The sequence below is a fragment of the Pseudomonas sp. NFACC08-1 genome (assembly GCF_900106735.1).
Classification (GTDB): Bacteria; Pseudomonadota; Gammaproteobacteria; order Pseudomonadales; family Pseudomonadaceae; genus Aquipseudomonas; species Aquipseudomonas fluorescens_Q.
Genome location: NZ_FNNL01000012.1, coordinates 132,666 through 148,842 on the forward strand (window position 1 = coordinate 132,666; position 16,177 = coordinate 148,842).

10 protein-coding genes are annotated in these 16,177 nt (G+C 62.1%); 3 read left to right on the plus strand and 7 right to left on the minus strand.

What is annotated here, in order from left to right:
- Positions 1 to 4: 4 nt before the first annotated feature.
- The gene (locus tag BLU76_RS22730) at positions 5 to 1,390 is read right to left on the minus strand and encodes an iron-containing redox enzyme family protein (RefSeq protein ID WP_092224584.1); all 1,386 of its coding nucleotides are present in this window, start codon (positions 1,388 to 1,390) and stop codon (positions 5 to 7) included.
- A gap of 354 nt (positions 1,391 to 1,744) precedes the next feature.
- On the opposite strand from BLU76_RS22730, the gene BLU76_RS22735 reads away from it, so the two are divergent.
- Positions 1,745 to 3,082: a cation:proton antiporter gene (locus BLU76_RS22735; RefSeq protein ID WP_092224586.1), complete on the plus strand. Its 1,338-nt coding sequence runs from the start codon at positions 1,745 to 1,747 to the stop codon at positions 3,080 to 3,082.
- Positions 3,083 to 3,230: 148 nt separating this feature from the next.
- On the opposite strand, the gene BLU76_RS22740 is transcribed toward BLU76_RS22735, so the two are convergent.
- Entirely contained in the window at positions 3,231 to 3,767 is a 537-nt protein-coding gene (locus BLU76_RS22740; RefSeq protein ID WP_092224588.1) for a hypothetical protein, read from the minus strand.
- Positions 3,768 to 3,920: 153 nt separating this feature from the next.
- Between BLU76_RS22740 and BLU76_RS22745 the strand changes: the two genes are divergently transcribed.
- Positions 3,921 to 4,151 (plus strand): hypothetical protein, encoded by a 231-nt coding sequence (locus BLU76_RS22745; RefSeq protein ID WP_063321299.1) that lies wholly within the window; start codon positions 3,921 to 3,923, stop codon positions 4,149 to 4,151.
- 114 nt (positions 4,152 to 4,265) lie between these two features.
- Here the strand turns inward: BLU76_RS22745 and BLU76_RS22750 are convergent, their stop codons facing one another.
- From BLU76_RS22750 to BLU76_RS22760, 3 genes are all read right to left on the minus strand, one after another.
- Positions 4,266 to 6,194, minus strand: coding sequence for a hybrid sensor histidine kinase/response regulator (locus tag BLU76_RS22750; protein WP_092143595.1), 1,929 nt, complete (start codon positions 6,192 to 6,194; stop codon positions 4,266 to 4,268).
- 117 nt (positions 6,195 to 6,311) lie between these two features.
- Positions 6,312 to 8,654 (minus strand): ATP-dependent DNA helicase, encoded by a 2,343-nt coding sequence (locus BLU76_RS22755; protein ID WP_092143598.1) that lies wholly within the window; start codon positions 8,652 to 8,654, stop codon positions 6,312 to 6,314.
- Positions 8,651 to 10,333 (minus strand): VRR-NUC domain-containing protein, encoded by a 1,683-nt coding sequence (locus BLU76_RS22760; protein WP_092143601.1) that lies wholly within the window; start codon positions 10,331 to 10,333, stop codon positions 8,651 to 8,653. Before BLU76_RS22760 ends, BLU76_RS22755 begins: the two co-directional genes overlap by 4 nt.
- Positions 10,334 to 10,553: 220 nt before the next feature.
- On the opposite strand from BLU76_RS22760, the gene BLU76_RS22765 reads away from it, so the two are divergent.
- The gene (locus BLU76_RS22765; protein WP_003201785.1) at positions 10,554 to 10,778 is read left to right on the plus strand and encodes a YgdI/YgdR family lipoprotein; all 225 of its coding nucleotides are present in this window, start codon (positions 10,554 to 10,556) and stop codon (positions 10,776 to 10,778) included.
- A 132-nt stretch (positions 10,779 to 10,910) separates the two neighbouring features.
- On the opposite strand, the gene BLU76_RS22770 is transcribed toward BLU76_RS22765, so the two are convergent.
- Together BLU76_RS22770 and BLU76_RS22775 are read right to left on the minus strand one after the other, a co-directional pair.
- On the minus strand, positions 10,911 to 12,764 hold the full coding sequence (locus BLU76_RS22770; RefSeq protein ID WP_092143604.1) for a polyurethane esterase: 1,854 nt from the start codon (positions 12,762 to 12,764) through the stop codon (positions 10,911 to 10,913).
- Between the two features lie 169 nt (positions 12,765 to 12,933).
- Positions 12,934 to 16,026: an autotransporter serine protease gene (locus tag BLU76_RS22775; RefSeq protein WP_092224590.1), complete on the minus strand. Its 3,093-nt coding sequence runs from the start codon at positions 16,024 to 16,026 to the stop codon at positions 12,934 to 12,936.
- Positions 16,027 to 16,177: the final 151 nt, after the last annotated feature.

A 16,177-nucleotide genomic window follows, 5' to 3' on the forward strand; every position in this document is an offset into this window, starting at 1 on the left:
CTCCCTAACGAAGTGCGGACTTGAGTTCGATGAACCGACGAGTCGCCAACAGGCCGGCCGGATGGCTATGACGCCGGGCACAGAGCCAGGGCATCAGTACCTGCATCTGCTCGTTGGGCGTCCGCCCTTGCAGTGCCTGTTGCAAGCTTTGTACATCGGGATCGTCCATCGGCGTCGTTGGCTCGCAAGCAGCAACCGGAGCGCGCCGGACGCCGGATCTTGTACCCTCGTCCAGCCAGTCACCGGCTATCCAATCGCGCAGCAGCTGTTTTTCGTAGGGGCTGAACACCCCGAACATGGCCGCTCCGGCCCCGTTGACGAGCGTCCAGAAGCGGCTGTTCTGCGGATCTTCATGGCGTTTGATCCAGCCTTTGTTCTGCATTGCCGCCAAGAATCCTTCCAACTGGCCTGGCGCCGAAAGCCACTGGTTGACGGTCTTGCCTTCGAACTTGCAGTAATCGGAATGCATGTGCTGGCCGAACGGGCGTTTGCGTTCAAGCATGTCCAGCACTTCGCGGGTCAGGTCGAACGCGCCGATGATGTCCCGGCTGCCCTGCCCCAGGTCGTTGAGGCGATAGCCCAACGTGACCCGGTGCCAGAAGGCTTTCCGGTCGGCTTCCATCGGCATCAGCTGCAGCAGCCCTTGTACGGCCTTATGGGCGTGGCCGGTGCTGGCGTTGTCGATGGTGACATGAAGGGTGAAATAGTACGGATCGATGTCCAGCTCGGTCAGCTCATAGGCGCTGATCAGCAGATGCAGGGGCAATTGCTCATAGCCCAAGTTGTAGCCGATGACTTCTGGCAGGTATTCGTCGCCGGCGTACCCCAAGGCCAGTTGCACGGCGCCTTGCAGATAAAAGTCGTCGTCGATGTCCGGGGCATCCGACAGATCGTGTTCGGCGAGCAATTTTCGATAGAGCACCACATGGTTTTGCGCGGGATGACCGTCCCCCAGTTCTTCCAGGTAGGTGCACAGCAACCCTTCGAAACGGTGGTCATGCCAGTGCTTGACCACGCCATACAGCCAGGCGCCGTCCACCCGTTTGGTCGGCGCCACAGCCTGCAGGAAGTACAAGGCGTGGGCCTTGCTGCTGAAGAACTCCCGCGCGCCGCCATTTTTGCGCCGTTCCAGGTAGTCAGCGTATTGCCGGGCCACACCGGCGCTGTGCTGCTCGACCCAGGCCAGCAGCGCCATGGGGTCATCGGGCATCTCCTGGGGAAGCGCCGCGGCCTTTGCGATGCATTCCCGGAGGAACGCCTGGGCGACGGCTTGCTTGTCAGCGTCGTCGGGGCCCTGGAACAGTCGTTCATAGCATTGGCGCACGTGCCCGTCAGGCGTAACAGGGTGCACGGTTCCCGGCTGGGATTGGAGGGGTGTCAGCGCAGTCATAAGGGCCTCTCGGGTTTCGGCGGACGCTGAATCAGCACGTCTCTTCTGTTGCAGAGCACCGGCAACGACGAAAAATTCCGTTGGGTTGAAGGGCAGGCGGATAAACGGGATGTCCGTTCACGAGGGGAACCCTCGTTTCGCTCCAACCCTCGAATACTGAGAACCACCCCAGCTGTTGAATGTGGCAACGGCGCTGTTGGGGCGAGGGAGCTTGCTCCCGCTGGACGCGAAGCGGCCCATGCAAGGGGGCGCGGTCAAAAGGTTTTTACGACTGCTTCGCAGCCGAGCGGGAGCAAGCTCCCTCGCCACGGGGTTCACTCGCCGGCTGTACCAAGCGCTATCCAAGGAGCAACGATGACTTTCACGGTATGGGTAGCGGTGCTCGGTGCGGTGTTGCTGACCCTGGCCTTGACCTCCTCCTATCTGCGCTGGATGCCGGTCACCACCTCGGCGATGTGCCTGGTACTGGGCGTTGCCATCGGGCCGATGGGATTGGACGTGCTGAAGCTGGACATCAGCGACTCGGCGGTCTGGATGGAACACCTCACGGAGGTCGCGGTGGTGTTTTCATTGTTCGTCAGCGGCCTCAAGTTGCGTTTGCCCCTCAAGAACGGTACCTGGCGTGTCGCCTATGGGCTGGCCGGGCCGGTGATGATCCTGTGCATCGCCGGCCTGTGCCTGGCATTGCATTATCTGTTGGGCCTGGGTTGGGGCGTGTCGATGCTGATCGGCGCGATGTTGGCACCTACCGACCCGGTGCTGGCGGCGCTGGTGCAGGTCAATGACGCGCGGGATGACGACCGGGTACGTTTCGGCCTGTCGGGCGAAGCGGGACTGAACGACGGGACGGCATTTCCTTTTGTGATCCTCGGCCTGTTGATGCTGCGTGAAGACGGCAGCGGTTTTCTCGGTGAATGGCTGCTGCGTAACGTCCTCTGGGCGGTGCCGGCCGGTTTGCTGGTCGGCTACTGGATGGGCCGCGGCATTGGCAAGCTGACCTTGTCGATGCGCATCCGGAATGCCGACAGCACGCTGTCGCCCAATGACTACCTGGCCCTGGCACTGATTGCCCTGGCTTACGTCGTGGCCGAGTGGATCCAGGGCTATGGTTTTCTCTCAGTGTTTGCCGCCGGCCTGGGGCTGCGCCAGGCTGAGGTCAAATCCACCGATGAAGCGGCGCCGCCGGCAGAACACCTGGTGCAACCGGTGGTGGGCCACGAAACCGTCGATCCCCAACAGGCTGTCCTGGGTGATACCGAGTCGCTGGACGATGGTCAATTGGCCGCAGGGGTCATGATGAGCGACATGCTCGCATTCGGCAGCCTGGTGGAGCGATCGATGGAAGTGTTTCTGGTCACCCTGCTTGGGGTCGTGCTGGCCAACCATTGGGACTGGCGGGCCTTGGCGATCGGTGCCCTGCTGTTTGCCGTCATCCGCCCGTTGAGTGTGCTGGCGTTACCCTGGGGGCGATTGCTCGACGGACCGCAACGGCTGCTGATCGGTTGGTTCGGCATCCGCGGTATCGGCAGCCTGTTTTATTTGTTTTTCGCCTTGAACAATGACCTGCAGCCGGAGGTGGCGCAGCTGTGCATCAACCTCACCCTGTCGGTGGTGGCGTTGAGCATTCTGGTTCATGGCGTCACGACCCAACCGACCCTGGCATGGTATGAGCGCCGCAAGCATCCGAGGTGAGTAACTGCGGCAGGAGATGAACGCTGTTGTGGCGAGGGAGCTTGCTCCCGCTCGGTTGCGCAGCAACCGCAAAGCTTGGGGCCGCTTCGCAGCCCAGCGGGAGCAAGCTCCCTCGCCACAATGATGTTCGTCCTCAAGATCGCGCGGCTCAACCGCCAGGATCGCCCATCTGGATATAGACCGAATACACCCCCAGCAATACCCAGAAGGTGGCGAAGATCCATGGCGTACGCACCGAGAACAGCAGCGACTTGCGGTAGCCTTTGTGCGTCGACTCCCGCTCGTTGAACAGCGGTGACTCGTCGTAGGCCAGGCCCATCAAGGGTTCGGCGCGCAATAACTCGCTCTGTTTGAAATGCCAATGATCGATGATTTCGTAGGCCGCCTTGATGCCCGGCCAGGCATTGAGCGAGCTCAAGAATCCCAGCAAGGCCAGAAATGGCGGCACGATCAGCGTGAACAACTTGCCCCACTCCGGGTTCAGGTTGGCCATGCACGAAGCAAAGGCGATCACCAGGAAAGATTGGGCGGCCAGGTAAGCATCGGTTCGGTTGGCCAGGATACTGGTTTCGTACTGGATTTCCCGGCGATAGAAATCCAGTCGTTCCTTGGGTGAACCGAACAGTGTGGCGTTGTGTTCCGTCAGTTCTTCTTCCGGGGTTGGCCCGGTGAGTATTCTGGGCATTGCGAAGGACGAGCCTCTCTGATGATTCGGATTCATTAGAAGAACCTGACGCACGGCAAGTTCAAGCCAATGGACCGCAGGTGCATCCAACATCCGGGGAAACGCTCTCCAACCGCCAGGGTCTCTAGTTCGTAAGGGCAAGAGGACGCTTGTGTGGACTATCTTGGATGGGTGCAATGGCCAGCGATGCTCGTCACGGTGCTGGCCGCCTGGTTGATCGGCTCACGCCAACCGCGACGCCGGATGGCGGGATTCAGTTGTTTTATTGCAAGCAATATTCTGTGGGTGATCTGGGGCCTTCATACCCACGCGTATGCGTTGATCGTGTTGCAGTTTTGCCTGTGTGCGATGAATTTGCGGGGGTTCAAGAAGAACACTGAATAAGCGCCTGCTCTTGTGTGGCGAGGGAGCTTGCTCCCGCTCGAGTGCGAAGCGCTCGCCACATGGGGGCCGCTTCGCGACCCAGCGGGAGCAAGCTCCCTCGCCACAGGAGGCTGACTATTTCATCGTCTGCCCAATGATCTGCACCAGGTCAATCTGCTTGAACGGCTTGATCAACCGAGGCAATTGGGTGGCGAAACCTTCCAGGCGTTCGGCATAACCGGTGGCCAGGATGATGGGCAGGTCCGGTTGGCGGTCACGCAACAGTTTCGCCAACTGCGCACCGTCCATCTGCGGCATGGCCATGTCGGTGATGACCAGGTCGATGTCCGGGTTGCGCTCATACAGCTCCAGTGCCTGGGCGCCCGATGGCGCGCAAAGGACCCGGTGCCCGAGGTCTTCGATCAACAGGCGCGTGCTGGTCAGCACCAGGCTGTCATCATCGACTACCAGCACTTTCAACTCATCGACTGGCTGCGTTGTTTCCTGGATCGACGCTTTGCCCGGTGCCGGGTTGTTTGCCACCGGCAACCACAACTGCGCGGTGGTACCGACACCTTTCTCGCTCCTGAGCGTCAGACGCCCCCCGAGCTGTTCCGCCAGGCCATGCACCATGGACAACCCCAGGCCCGTACCTTTGCCAACCCCCTTGGTGGTGAAAAATGGGTCCACGGCCGAGGCCAGCGTGGCTTCATCCATGCCCTCGCCTTCATCGGTAATCGCCAGGCAAATGTAGCGCCCGGGGGCCATCGGCTTGTCGTGGGCCGCATCACACCCTTGCCGCTCATCGGCGCTAATCATGAGCTTGCCACCATGGGGCATGGCGTCCCGGGCGTTGGTCGCCAGATTGAGAATCGCCAGTTCCAGTTGGTTGACATCGGCCAGCACCGGCGACAGCGCCTCGGCGAAGCGGGTCTGGATGTGTATCGATGGGCCCAGGGAGCTTTGCAGCAGGCCGCTGATACCCTGCACCAGGGCCGCCAGCTCGACCGATTCGTAGGTCAGTTTTTGCCGGCGGGCAAACGCCAGCATGCGCTGGGTCAACGAAACCCCGCGCAGCGCGCCCTGGGTCGCGTTGTCCAGCAATTGAGTGAGTTTCGGTTCGTTGGCCATGCGCTTGCGTACGATTTCCAGGTTGCCAAGGATGACCGTCAACAGGTTATTGAAATCATGGGCAATACCGCCGGTGAGCTGACCGATGGCTTGCAGTTTCTGGGATTGGAACAGCGCCTCGCGGGCTTGCTCAAGGGCCTGCTGGGCCTGGGTGGCATCGGTAATGTCACGGGTGATCTTGGCAAATCCCAACAGCGTGCCGGTGTCGCTGCGGATCGCATCGATGACCACGTGGGCCATGAAGCGCGTGCCATCCTTGCGCATGCGCCAGCCTTTTTTCTCGAAGCGCCCTTCGCTGGCGGCGATGCTCAACGCCCGTTGTGGTTCGCCGCTATCGCGATCCTCGGGGGTGTAGAACATCGAGAAATGCCGGCCGATAGCCTCGGCCGGAAGATAACCCTTGATCCGCTGCGCCCCCAGGTTCCAGTTGGTGACCTGGCCTTGCGGGTCGAGCATGTAGATGGCGTAATCGGTGACGCTTTGCACCAGCAGGCGGAACTGCTGCTCGCTTTGCTTGAGGGTTTCCTCGGCCATTTTACGATCGGTCAGGTCGCGGGTGATCTTGGCGAAACCAAGCAAGGTGCCGCTCTGGCTGTCGATGATCGGATCGATCACCACATGGGACCAGAACAACGTGCCGTCCTTGCGCACCCGCCAACCCTCGCCTTCAAAGCGCCCCTCCTGCACGGCCGTGTCCAGCGCCCGTTGCGGCAGGCCGGCGGCGCGATCCTGATCGGTGTAGAAACGGGAGAAATGCTGGCCCAGGATCTCGGATTCCTCGTAGCCCTTGAAGCGCCTGGCGCCGGAGTTCCAACTGGTGATGAGGCCCGATGGGTCGGTCATGTAGATGGCGTAGTCGACCACCGCGTCGATGAGCAGGCGAAAGCGCTGCTCCTCGTTCATGAGTGGGGACTTGGGGGCGTTCTCAAGCATCTGGCCGGGGCATCCGTGTGGATTCTTTTTTCGCGAAGTATGGAGCAAGTCAGGCGCCAGGAAAAATCCTCAAGCCTTCCAACCTGTGGGAGCGAGCTCGCTCGCGATAGCGGTGGGTCAGTTTGCATCAATACTGGCTGACAGTCTGCCATCGCGAGCAAGCTCGCTCCCACAAGGGGATTTGTGGGCCTCTTGGGTAACTGACCACCAGCGCGGCAACAAGTGCTGCACCCTCGCCTCGCCAAACCGGTCATCGATCAGCATCACCACCCCGCGATCCTGCTGGGTGCGGATAACGCGACCGGCCGCCTGCACGACTTTTTGCAGGCCAGGGTACAGGTACGTGTAGTCGTAGCCATCGCCGAAGATTGCGGCCATGCGTTGTTTCATCTGCTCATTGACCGGGTTGAACTGCGCCAGCCCCAAGGTGGCGATGAATGCGCCGATCAGGCGTGAACCCGGCAAATCGATGCCCTCGCCGAACGCGCCGCCCAGCACCGCAAAGCCAATGCCTTGGCTGTGCTCCATGAACCGTTCGAGAAACGCCTGCCGGGGGGCTTCGCCCATGCCGCGCGATTGCGTCCAGAGCGCAATTTGCGGGTACCGCTCGGCAAACAGCCCAGCCACTTGCTGCAAGTAATCGAAGCTGCTGAAAAAAGCCAGGTAGTTGCCTGGGCGCTCGTTGAACTGGCGGGCCATCAACGCGGCAATGGGCTCCAGGGACGCCTGGCGATGGGCAAAACGGGTGGAAATGCGGCTGACGACCTGTACGTCCAGTTGTTCGGCCTTGAACGGCGATTCCACGTCGATCCATACCGTGTCGCCCGGCGTCCCCAACAAGTCTGCGTAGTAATGCCGGGGGCCCAGGGTCGCGGAAAACAGCACCGTGCTGCGGGCCGCCGTCAGCCTGGGTCGCAGGAATGCGGCCGGCACCACGTTGCGCAGGCACAGCGTAGATAGGCTGCGCTGGCGGCCGAGTTCGCGCTTGTGGATGTCAAACAGAAAGTGCTCGTCGAAGGTTTCCGCCACCCGGCCAAACTGCAACGCGTCGAAGTAGAACGCCTGCAATCCGCTGTCCAGGCCTTGGGGATGATCGTTTAGATAATCGCCAATAGCCGTAGTGCAGGTAGCCAGGGCCTGGAGCAATTTGTCCGGCAACTTTTCATAGGCCCGATAGGCCGCCACCTGGGGCGCATGCAAGGCGTTCCACTGGCGATTGACCCTATCAAGGGATTTCTTCAGCGGTTCAGGGGCGGTTTTGCGCACGCTGGTCAGCGTGGCCTGGTCGAGGGTCGCGCTGTACATCTGCCGCCCGCGCTCCACCAGGTTATGGGCTTCATCCACCAAGGTCGCGACAGTCCAGCCGTTGGCCTGGGCCAGGCCGAAGAGCAACGCGCTGAAGTCGAAGTAATAGTTGTAGTCGGCCACCACTACGTCGGCCCAGCGGGCCATTTCCTGGCTGAGGTAATACGGGCAGACCTCATGGGCCAGCGCAATCTCGCGCAACGCCGCCTGGTCGAGCAACGTGACCTGGCTCGCCGCTGCCCGGGCGCCCGGCAAGCGGTCGTAGAAACCACGGGCCAGCGGGCAGGATTCGCCATGGCAGGCTTTGTCCAGGTGTTCGCAAGCCTTGTCCCGGGCGATCATTTCCAGCACGCGCAACGGCATCGACGGCGCGCTGCGGGTGATTACTTGAGCGGCGTCCAACGCCAGCTTGCGTCCCGGGGTTTTGGCGGTGAGAAAGAACACTTTATCCAACCGCTGCGGCGCCAGGGCCTTGAGCATCGGGAACAGCGTGCCGACGGTCTTGCCGATGCCGGTGGGCGCCTGGGCCATCAGGCAACGGCCGGTACTGACCGCCTTGAACACCGACTCAGCCAAGTGCCGCTGTCCTGGCCTGAAGCTGGCGTGAGGAAAAGCCAATGTGTGTGCGCCGAGATTGCGGGCCTGACGGTGGGCCATTTCCTGTTCGGCCCAGGCGAGGAATAGCGCGCACTGTGCTTCAAAAAACGCCTGGAGTTGCGCCGCCTCGAAGCTTTGCGTAAAGCAGGTTTCCTTTTCGCTGACGATGTCGAAATACACCAAGGCGACGTCGATATGCGGCAACTGTAGTTTCTGGCACATCAGCCAGCCGTAGATTTTCGCCTGGGCCCAATGCAGTTGGCGGTGATTGGCCGGTTGCTTGCTCAGGTCGCCCCGGTAAGTCTTCACTTCTTCGAGGCAGTTGCGGGTCGGGTCGTAGCCGTCGGCCCGGCCTTTGACTTTCAGTGTCTGGTAGAGACCTTCAAGGGCCACCTCAGCCAGGTAGCCATCGCTGCGCCGCGCCGCCACGGTGCGATGGCCAGCGATGCCTTCCAAGGCCGTGGGCGACGGCGTGAAGCGCAGGTCAAGATCACCCACCTTGGCGGTGAACTCACACAACGCCCGCACGGCGATGCTGTAGCTGGATGCCGGGGTCATGCGGCCCCATCGCGAGCAAGCTCGCTCACGATAGCCGACTCTGCCCATTGCACATAACAAACGGCAACGGGCATCTGGTGCTCATGGCAGAACTCCAGCCAACGCAGTTGGTTGTCTTGCAGCCGATCGCCAGGGCCTTTGACTTCGATCATGCGGTAGGTCTTGTGCTGCGGCCAGAACTGGATCAGATCCGGCATGCCGGCGCGGTTGGCCTTGATGTCCAGCAGCAAACGGTCAAACCAGTGCTTGAGATGCGCGGCCGGCAAGCAATCGAGGGCTTGCTCCAGCAAGGGCTCGGACAGCGCGCCCCAGAATACGAAAGGCGACTGCACGCCCCACTTTTCGGCATAGCGACGGCTGATGGTCTGCCGATAGCGGCCATCGTCCAGCTCTGCCAGGCAAGCTGCGAACAGCTCGGCGCGACGGGCATGAAAATCTTCGTTGAGCAGGTCCACCGGCCCCCGCTGGAACGGGTGGAAAAATGCACCCGGCAACGGCGCGAAGATCGCCGGCCAGCACAGCAGGCCGAACAGCGAATTGATCAGGCTGTTCTCGACGTAATGCACTGGCGCGGTGTCGTCGTGCAGGTGGGCCTGGACGTGGTACTCCACCGACAAGGTCGGATCGACGCGAGGCAGTTGCAGCTCCAGGCGCTCCACTTCCCGGACCGGGCCCCGTGGCACCGGCGGGCCGCCCAACTTGCGCCGAAGACGGGGCACGATCCGCAGCAAGGCCTGGGTTTCGGCGGCACTTTGCGGTGCCTGCATCGCCACCTCGCCGAGTTCAAGGGCCAAGCCGTATTCGCCGATGCGCTCCAGTACCCGGACCATCCGCAACCGCGCGCCCGGGTAGGTGCAATCGCGATAGATGCCCAAGGCCAAGGCGAAGTCGCCGATGCGCTCGCCGTGCTGGCCAATCTGGAACAACAACTTGCCCCGGCGCCGCTCCAGCCACGGATTGTCCAGGGACAGTTCGTTGACCTGGGCGACGATCTCATCCAGGGGCTCGCCAGCTTCGAAGCGCTGCTGGCAGTCGTGCAAGAACAGGCAGGCATCGACGTCCTCGCGGCTGCGCAAGCCCCGTGACTCGGCGCTGAACTCGACGGTTTCGTAGGTGAAGATGCCCAGGTCCGCCAGGACGAATTCCGACCAGTCCTGGTAAAGGTTGCCGAAAAACATCAACCGCAGCCGGTCACACAGACTCATGATCGTCAGGCTGTACAGCCGGTCATCCAACTGCGGGCACCAGGCATCGAACGGCTGGGGCTGGTTGACGCGTTCGTCCAAGGCGTGGAGCCATTCGGTCTTTTTCGCCTTGGGGTGTTCGATCAGGTGGCCCAGGCACAGGAGGATTTCCGGCTTGAGCAGCACCTCGAACAGCTCGACGAGCCCGATGGGGGCCTGTTCCTCGACCCAACCCAGCGCCAACAGTGGCGCGACGGCGGCACCAATGTCGCCAATTTCCGGGTAATGCAGCTTGCTATGGCGAAACCGTAGCCCCTTGCGCATCACCATCCGCACCAGCAAGCCCTGGGCGCCACGCGGCAGCGCTGCGAAGTGCTCGATGAAGCGCTGCTCGTCGGTGCTGAGCACATCGGCATAACGCTGCGTCAACCAAGCGAGCACCTGCTGGAAGTTGTTCAGGTAGTAAAACGGATCGTCGAGGGAACGGACTGCCACGGAAAGAACGCCAAGGATATTAAGCACTGGTTATGCATACAGATAACAGCTGTAAACCGGCCAGGCAACAGCAAAAGATGAACGGTCTCCTATATTTAAGGTGAAATCCTTCAGTCAGCGATGAACTTTCCTACGGCAAGCGAGACCAATGGCGGTTGACTAACGTGATGGCGCGGTCGAATCAGTTGCTCCGTGTCCTTTTAATTGAGAGGTTATGGTTATGAACATCAGGTTTCTGGGCCTGCCCATGGTCGCCGTGGCATTTCTGGCTCTGGCTGGCTGCGCGTCGCCAACCGTGGTGACCTTGCAGAACGGTACCCAGTATTTGACCAAGGACACCCCCAATACCCGCACCGCTGACGGTTTCTACGAGTTCGAGGATATTTCCGGCAGGAAAGTCCGGGTCCGCGCCGATGATGTGGCAACCATTCGCAAGGAAGACTGACTGAATTCCAGTGACTTGCCTGGAATGCCGCCATCGCGAGCAAGCTCGCTCCCACACTTGTTTTCCGGTGCTCGCAGAATCCTGTATTCACCATCCATCCCTGTGGGAGCGGGCTTGCTCGCAAAGGCGATATCAGGCGAACACGATCCCTTCGCCCCCCACCTGACCCAGACCAACGCCCACCAGGGTCACGGAACTGTCGCCGACCTTGAACAGCGTGTCATTGCCCACCTGTGACAGGTACTGGCTGTAGTCATGACCAGCCCCGGCGCCCGGCACGCCGAGGAACACCAGCTTGTCCCCCGCGTCGTAGCCGCTGATCCGGTCCTGGCCGAAAGCGCCGTTGAAGAGGAAGGTGTCACTGCCGGCCCCCGCTTGCATCTGGTCATTGCCCGCACCACCGACGAAGGTGTCGTTACCCGCGCCGCCTATCAGCACATCGTTGCCGTCCTGGCCGAACAGCCAGTCGCCCTTCGCTCCCGCCACCAGGGTGTCATTGGCCACACTGCCCTTGATCGACGAGGCATATGCCGTCAGGTTGGCGCCGGCCACCAGGCCATTGGCGGTGACGCTGTGGCTCACCTCATCCTTGAGCAGCCCCCAGAACAATCCGGACTCCTTGCTGACCAGCGTGCCGATGTCGCGGGTGATGCTGATCGCGCCATGGGCGTCGCGGACATACAGGGTTCCGGCCCCGTCATGGGCGACGCTGAAATCCTTCACCGACTGCTGCAGTTGCAGGTTATTGCTGCCCTGCCCGCCCAGGATCACGTTGTAGCCACCGCCATCACGAAAAGTGTCATTGCCGGCGCGGCCTTCCAGGTAGTCGTTACCCTGGCCGCCCTGGATCAGGTCGTCGCTGTCGCTGCCGATGATGAACGTGCTGCCGGTATGGGGTTCAGCGTTGCGATTGAGGTCCTGCACCCAGGTATTGGCCCGCGCGGGGTCCGACAGGTTGGCGACGATGATGGTGGAGTCTTTTTCGGTGAGGTCGTAGAACACCGACCCCATGATCCGGCCCATGCCATCGCCGTAGCCGGTAGGCAGGTGGGAAATCCAGGTGGGAATGTTGAGAATGGAAAACGGCAACACGTTCCACGTCGCCGAAGCGTAGTGGTCGTTGAAGCTGACGATGTTGTTGGTGGCCGATTCCTGTTGCCCATCGTGCACACCCACCGAGGCGAGGTTGAACGTCGAGCCGTCCAGGGCGCGAAACACCGGATCGTTCTCGTAACCGATGTTCAAGACCTTGTCGGTACTGCTCTGGGTTGGCGAGGCGTAGGCGATGTAGTTGGCACTGGAGTAGAACCCCGACCATTGGCTGGTGCTCAAGTCCGCCAGGCTGTTGACCGCCAGCCCACCCAGGCTGTGGCCGCTGACCAGCACGTCGTTGCCCGTCAGGCCATGGGCCTGGGCAAATTTCGCGACGTCGCCCAGCAGGTTGCCAAAGGCTTCGCCGACGTAGTTTTTCGCATAGTCCTTGGGTCCCAGCGCGGCCATCAGGTCGTTGACCGCGTCACCGATGGAATCGCCGATCAGATTTTCCCGAGGGCCGCTGGTGCCGCGAAATGACACGCCGATTTCCTGCAGGTGTCCCGCGCTGTCGTATTTGCCGAGGATCTCTACCTGCGCAGTGGTGTAGCCGGCCTTTTCACCGAAAAACGTCCCGCGGCCATCCACCTTGCCGGCGTAACCCAGTTGCGCGGCGCTGATGGGCGTCCAGCCGGCCTTCTGTACCGCCTCCAGGGCCAGTTTTTCCGAATCGGGGTTCCACGGCACGCCGGGAATCACCCCTTGGGAATCGGTGCCCCCCAGCAGTGCGGTCACCAGGGTGGCCGGCAGGCCGGCACCGAAGCCGTTGTGCTGGTAACCGGAGGCAAAGCCATTGTCGAGGTTATGGTAGGAATACAGCATGATCGCCATCGCGTCGCTGACCAGTGCCTTGGATTCGGCAGTGCCGAGGTTCTTGTAGTCGTAGATGCCCATGGTTGTTGCTCTCTTTTGTTGTTGGAATACGGGAACCGGGAGGTACAGCTGTTGTGGCGAGGGAGCTTGCTCCCGCTGGAGTGCGAAGCGCTCCCCCGGGGCGGCTGCTACGCACCCGAGCGGGAGCAAGCTCCCTCGCCACGGGGGTATATCCAGCCCTTCTTCTTGGTCAGAACTGCCAATCCAGGGTCAGGCCCACGCCGTGGGTTTTATCCCGGGAGCCGATCAGGCCGTTGTAGTCGAGGTTGACCCGCACATCCTTGGCGACCGCAAGCCCGGCACGGGCACCGATCACGGCGGCGTTGCGGTCCATGGACACGCTCTGCACCGCGAAGGTGTTGCTACTGCCGGCGAAGGCCAGGTCCTGTTCGGACGTGGTATGGCTCAGGTTGTGCTGCCAGCCAAGGGAGCCGGACAGTTGCAGTTGCTGTTGATCCGACAGGGCCAGGGCATGGCTGGCCCGTACGCCCAGGGTCGAGAGCACGGCATCGCGGCGGTCGGCATCCCCGTGCAGGGCCGCGTTGTCGCCGTTTTCATGGAAGCTGTCGCTGTCCAGGTGCACATAGGCCAGGTTGGCAAACGGCTCCAGGGCTACCGGTTGCAAGTTGAGGCGATACGCCGCTTCGGTGAAGAGCTGGGTGGTCCGGGCATCGCGCTTGGTTTTCTCCCGGCCACTGACGTCGCCCCATTGCAGGTCCCGCTTGACGTCGATGCGATGCCAACTGTGGGCAGCGCCAACGGTCAGGCGCAGCGCGTCGATTTCATGTCCCAGGTAGGCCCCCAGGTGATAGCTGTCGGCCTTGGCCGAGGAATGGGTGCCTTCACCCATGCTCAACGAACTGTCGCTGTAGCCGGTGACGAAGCCCAGTCGCGTCTGGTCGCTGATCAGTCCGTCGACACCGGCCAGCAGCCCGCCGATGGAACTGGTCGTACTGGCGTGATCATTTCCACCATCGTTTTTGCCCCAAGCGCCCAGCACCTTGAACCAGGCATTGCTGCTGGCATCGGTCGGCGTACCGGCGTCGTACAGGGCGTCCTGGCGCAGGCGATCACCGACGGCGTCGCGCAACTGACGACTGTCGTTGATCAACAGTGTGCCAATGGCCGGATGGATTTCACCGGACAGTTGCTGGAATGCCTGTTGCGCCACCGCGGTGCTGGGCGAAAGCAGCAAGGCCTCGTAGAGTCCGTTGCCCGCGCCCAGTCGTTCGGCGGCCGAGGCGACGGAGCGCTGGTTTGGTGTCAGGCCGAGGCTGGCAAATGACGCGTCGTTACGCTCGACCGCCAGTTGAATGCCACTGGTGCTGTACGCCAGGTCGCCCCCCAGAAACGCATAGTTGGGCAAGACGCCAGCGAAGCGCCCGTCAATACCATCGGCGGCCTGCAGGATATTGAACTGCCTGCCCAACAGGCTTTTCACCTCGCCAGCCGTCAGCAGTGTCGGGCTGTTTTCCAGGGACAACGACACCGTCGCTCCGTCAACGGACGCCTTGCCGCCCGCCACGATCAGGTCGCTGGCGGTGGGCGAGACTTCCACTGCGTAGTTCGAACCGGGTTGAAAGGTCACGTCGCCGGCCACCTGCAAGGTGCCGATGGAGTTGCCCGGCGCCACGCTGGCGCCGCGGTTGGCGGTCAGGCTGGCGATGCGCCCGTTGCCACCGAGGATGCCGCCGTCGTTGACCGTAACGGCCGAGGCCAGCGAGCCATTGATCGCCAGTCGCCCTTGATTGACCAGGGTCGGCCCGCTGTAGGTGTTTGCGCCGGTGAGTACCAGGGTGCCGATGCCCTCCTTGGTCAGGCCGCCGTGGCCGGCGATGTCGTTGCGCCAAACGTCCAGGCCACATTGGATGCCGATGCACACCCGTTCCGTGGGTTTGCCGGCATCGATGATCGCGCCGATGCCCGGCAGGTCCACCACGAACTGACCGGAACCATAGGCGCCATCGATACGAAACTCCGCGGGGATGTCCTGCTCGGTCACCAGCATCGATGGACCGTCGATGGCCTTGCCCAGGTTGATCATGCCCCAGCCGTATAACGAATCGACGCCCGGCGCGCCCATGTCGGTGGCTGTGGTGCGCAGGACGCCGGCGACCTGGGCGCCGGTCATGTAGGGGAAACGCTCCATCAACACCGCCACACTGCCGGCAACATGGGGCGCGGCCATGGAGGTGCCGCTCTTGTTGGCGTAGCCGACAGTCAGGTCGTCGGCACTGGTGCCGCCGATCACGGCGCTGTAGACCCGGGTGCCGGGGGCCGACACGCAGAAACTGGCGCTGTAGCCACAGCGCGACGAGAAGGTGCTGATGGTGTAAGGATCGGCGCTGGCGGTGTCCGGATTGACTTGCAGCGCCGCCACGGTGAGCCAGTTCGGCGCGATGTCCGGCACAAAATACGCCAGGCCCGCGATGGCATCAGGGTTATTGAGGTTGTAGTCGTTGCCGGCGGCGAAAATCGTGACGATACCGCTGCGGGCTGCGGCGATGGCGCCCTCGTAGGCGCCGCCAGGCTTGGTGCCCAGCAGCGGCTTGATCTGATCGAATTGCAGTTGCGCGTCCTGCACGGTGAAGTGCGGGAACGCCGGATCGCGGCCGCCCTGGTCGAAGCGATCGGTGATGCCAATGCCCCAGCTGTTGTTGATGATGCGTGCGCCGCTGGCGATCAACGCGTCCCAACCCGCCTTGTACACTGCGCCATCGTTGCCCAGGATGATGCCGTCTTCGGGGCCCGGGTCGCCGTTGTCGGCGCTGATGATCTGCGCATCGTACGCCACGCCGTGCATCGGGCTGCCATCGCGACTGCCGGCAGCGATCCCGCCGACATGGGTGCCGTGGGAACCCAGCTTGCCATCGGAGCCAACGGTGGGCGAGCCGTCGTAGCGGAACGGATCACCGGCTTTCACCGGGATGTAGGGGTCGGTGTACTCGCGGATACCACTGGTGACCAAGGTCACGACTTTGCCAGTGCCGGAGAACTCCGGGTGCGCCGCGTAGACCGGCTGGTCGAAGATCCCCAGCTTGACGCCCTTGCCGGTATACCCGGCGGCGTAGGCCTGTTGCGCGTTGATTGCCCCCAACCCCCATTCGGCGTTGAATTCACTGCTGCGCCAACTGTCTGGATTACCCGCCCTGCCGCTCTCGACATAAGGCGCCGCCTGGGCCGTGCCCAAGGTCGCCAGTGCACAGAGCACGGCGCGGTTGAGGGCCTTGGGCAGGAGCAGGCGCCCTGTCTGTCCGGGCTGTTTGTTGTTATCGATTTTCATCACGAACCATCCTTAGTTGTTGCAAGAATCCTGGAGTTGCGCGGCCTGATGGAACCTGTCCTGGCCTAGTGGCTTGCTTTGTCTTTGCTTTTGTCTTTGCTTTTGTCTTTGTGGCGAGGGAGCTTGCTCCCGCTGGGCTGCGTAGCGGCCC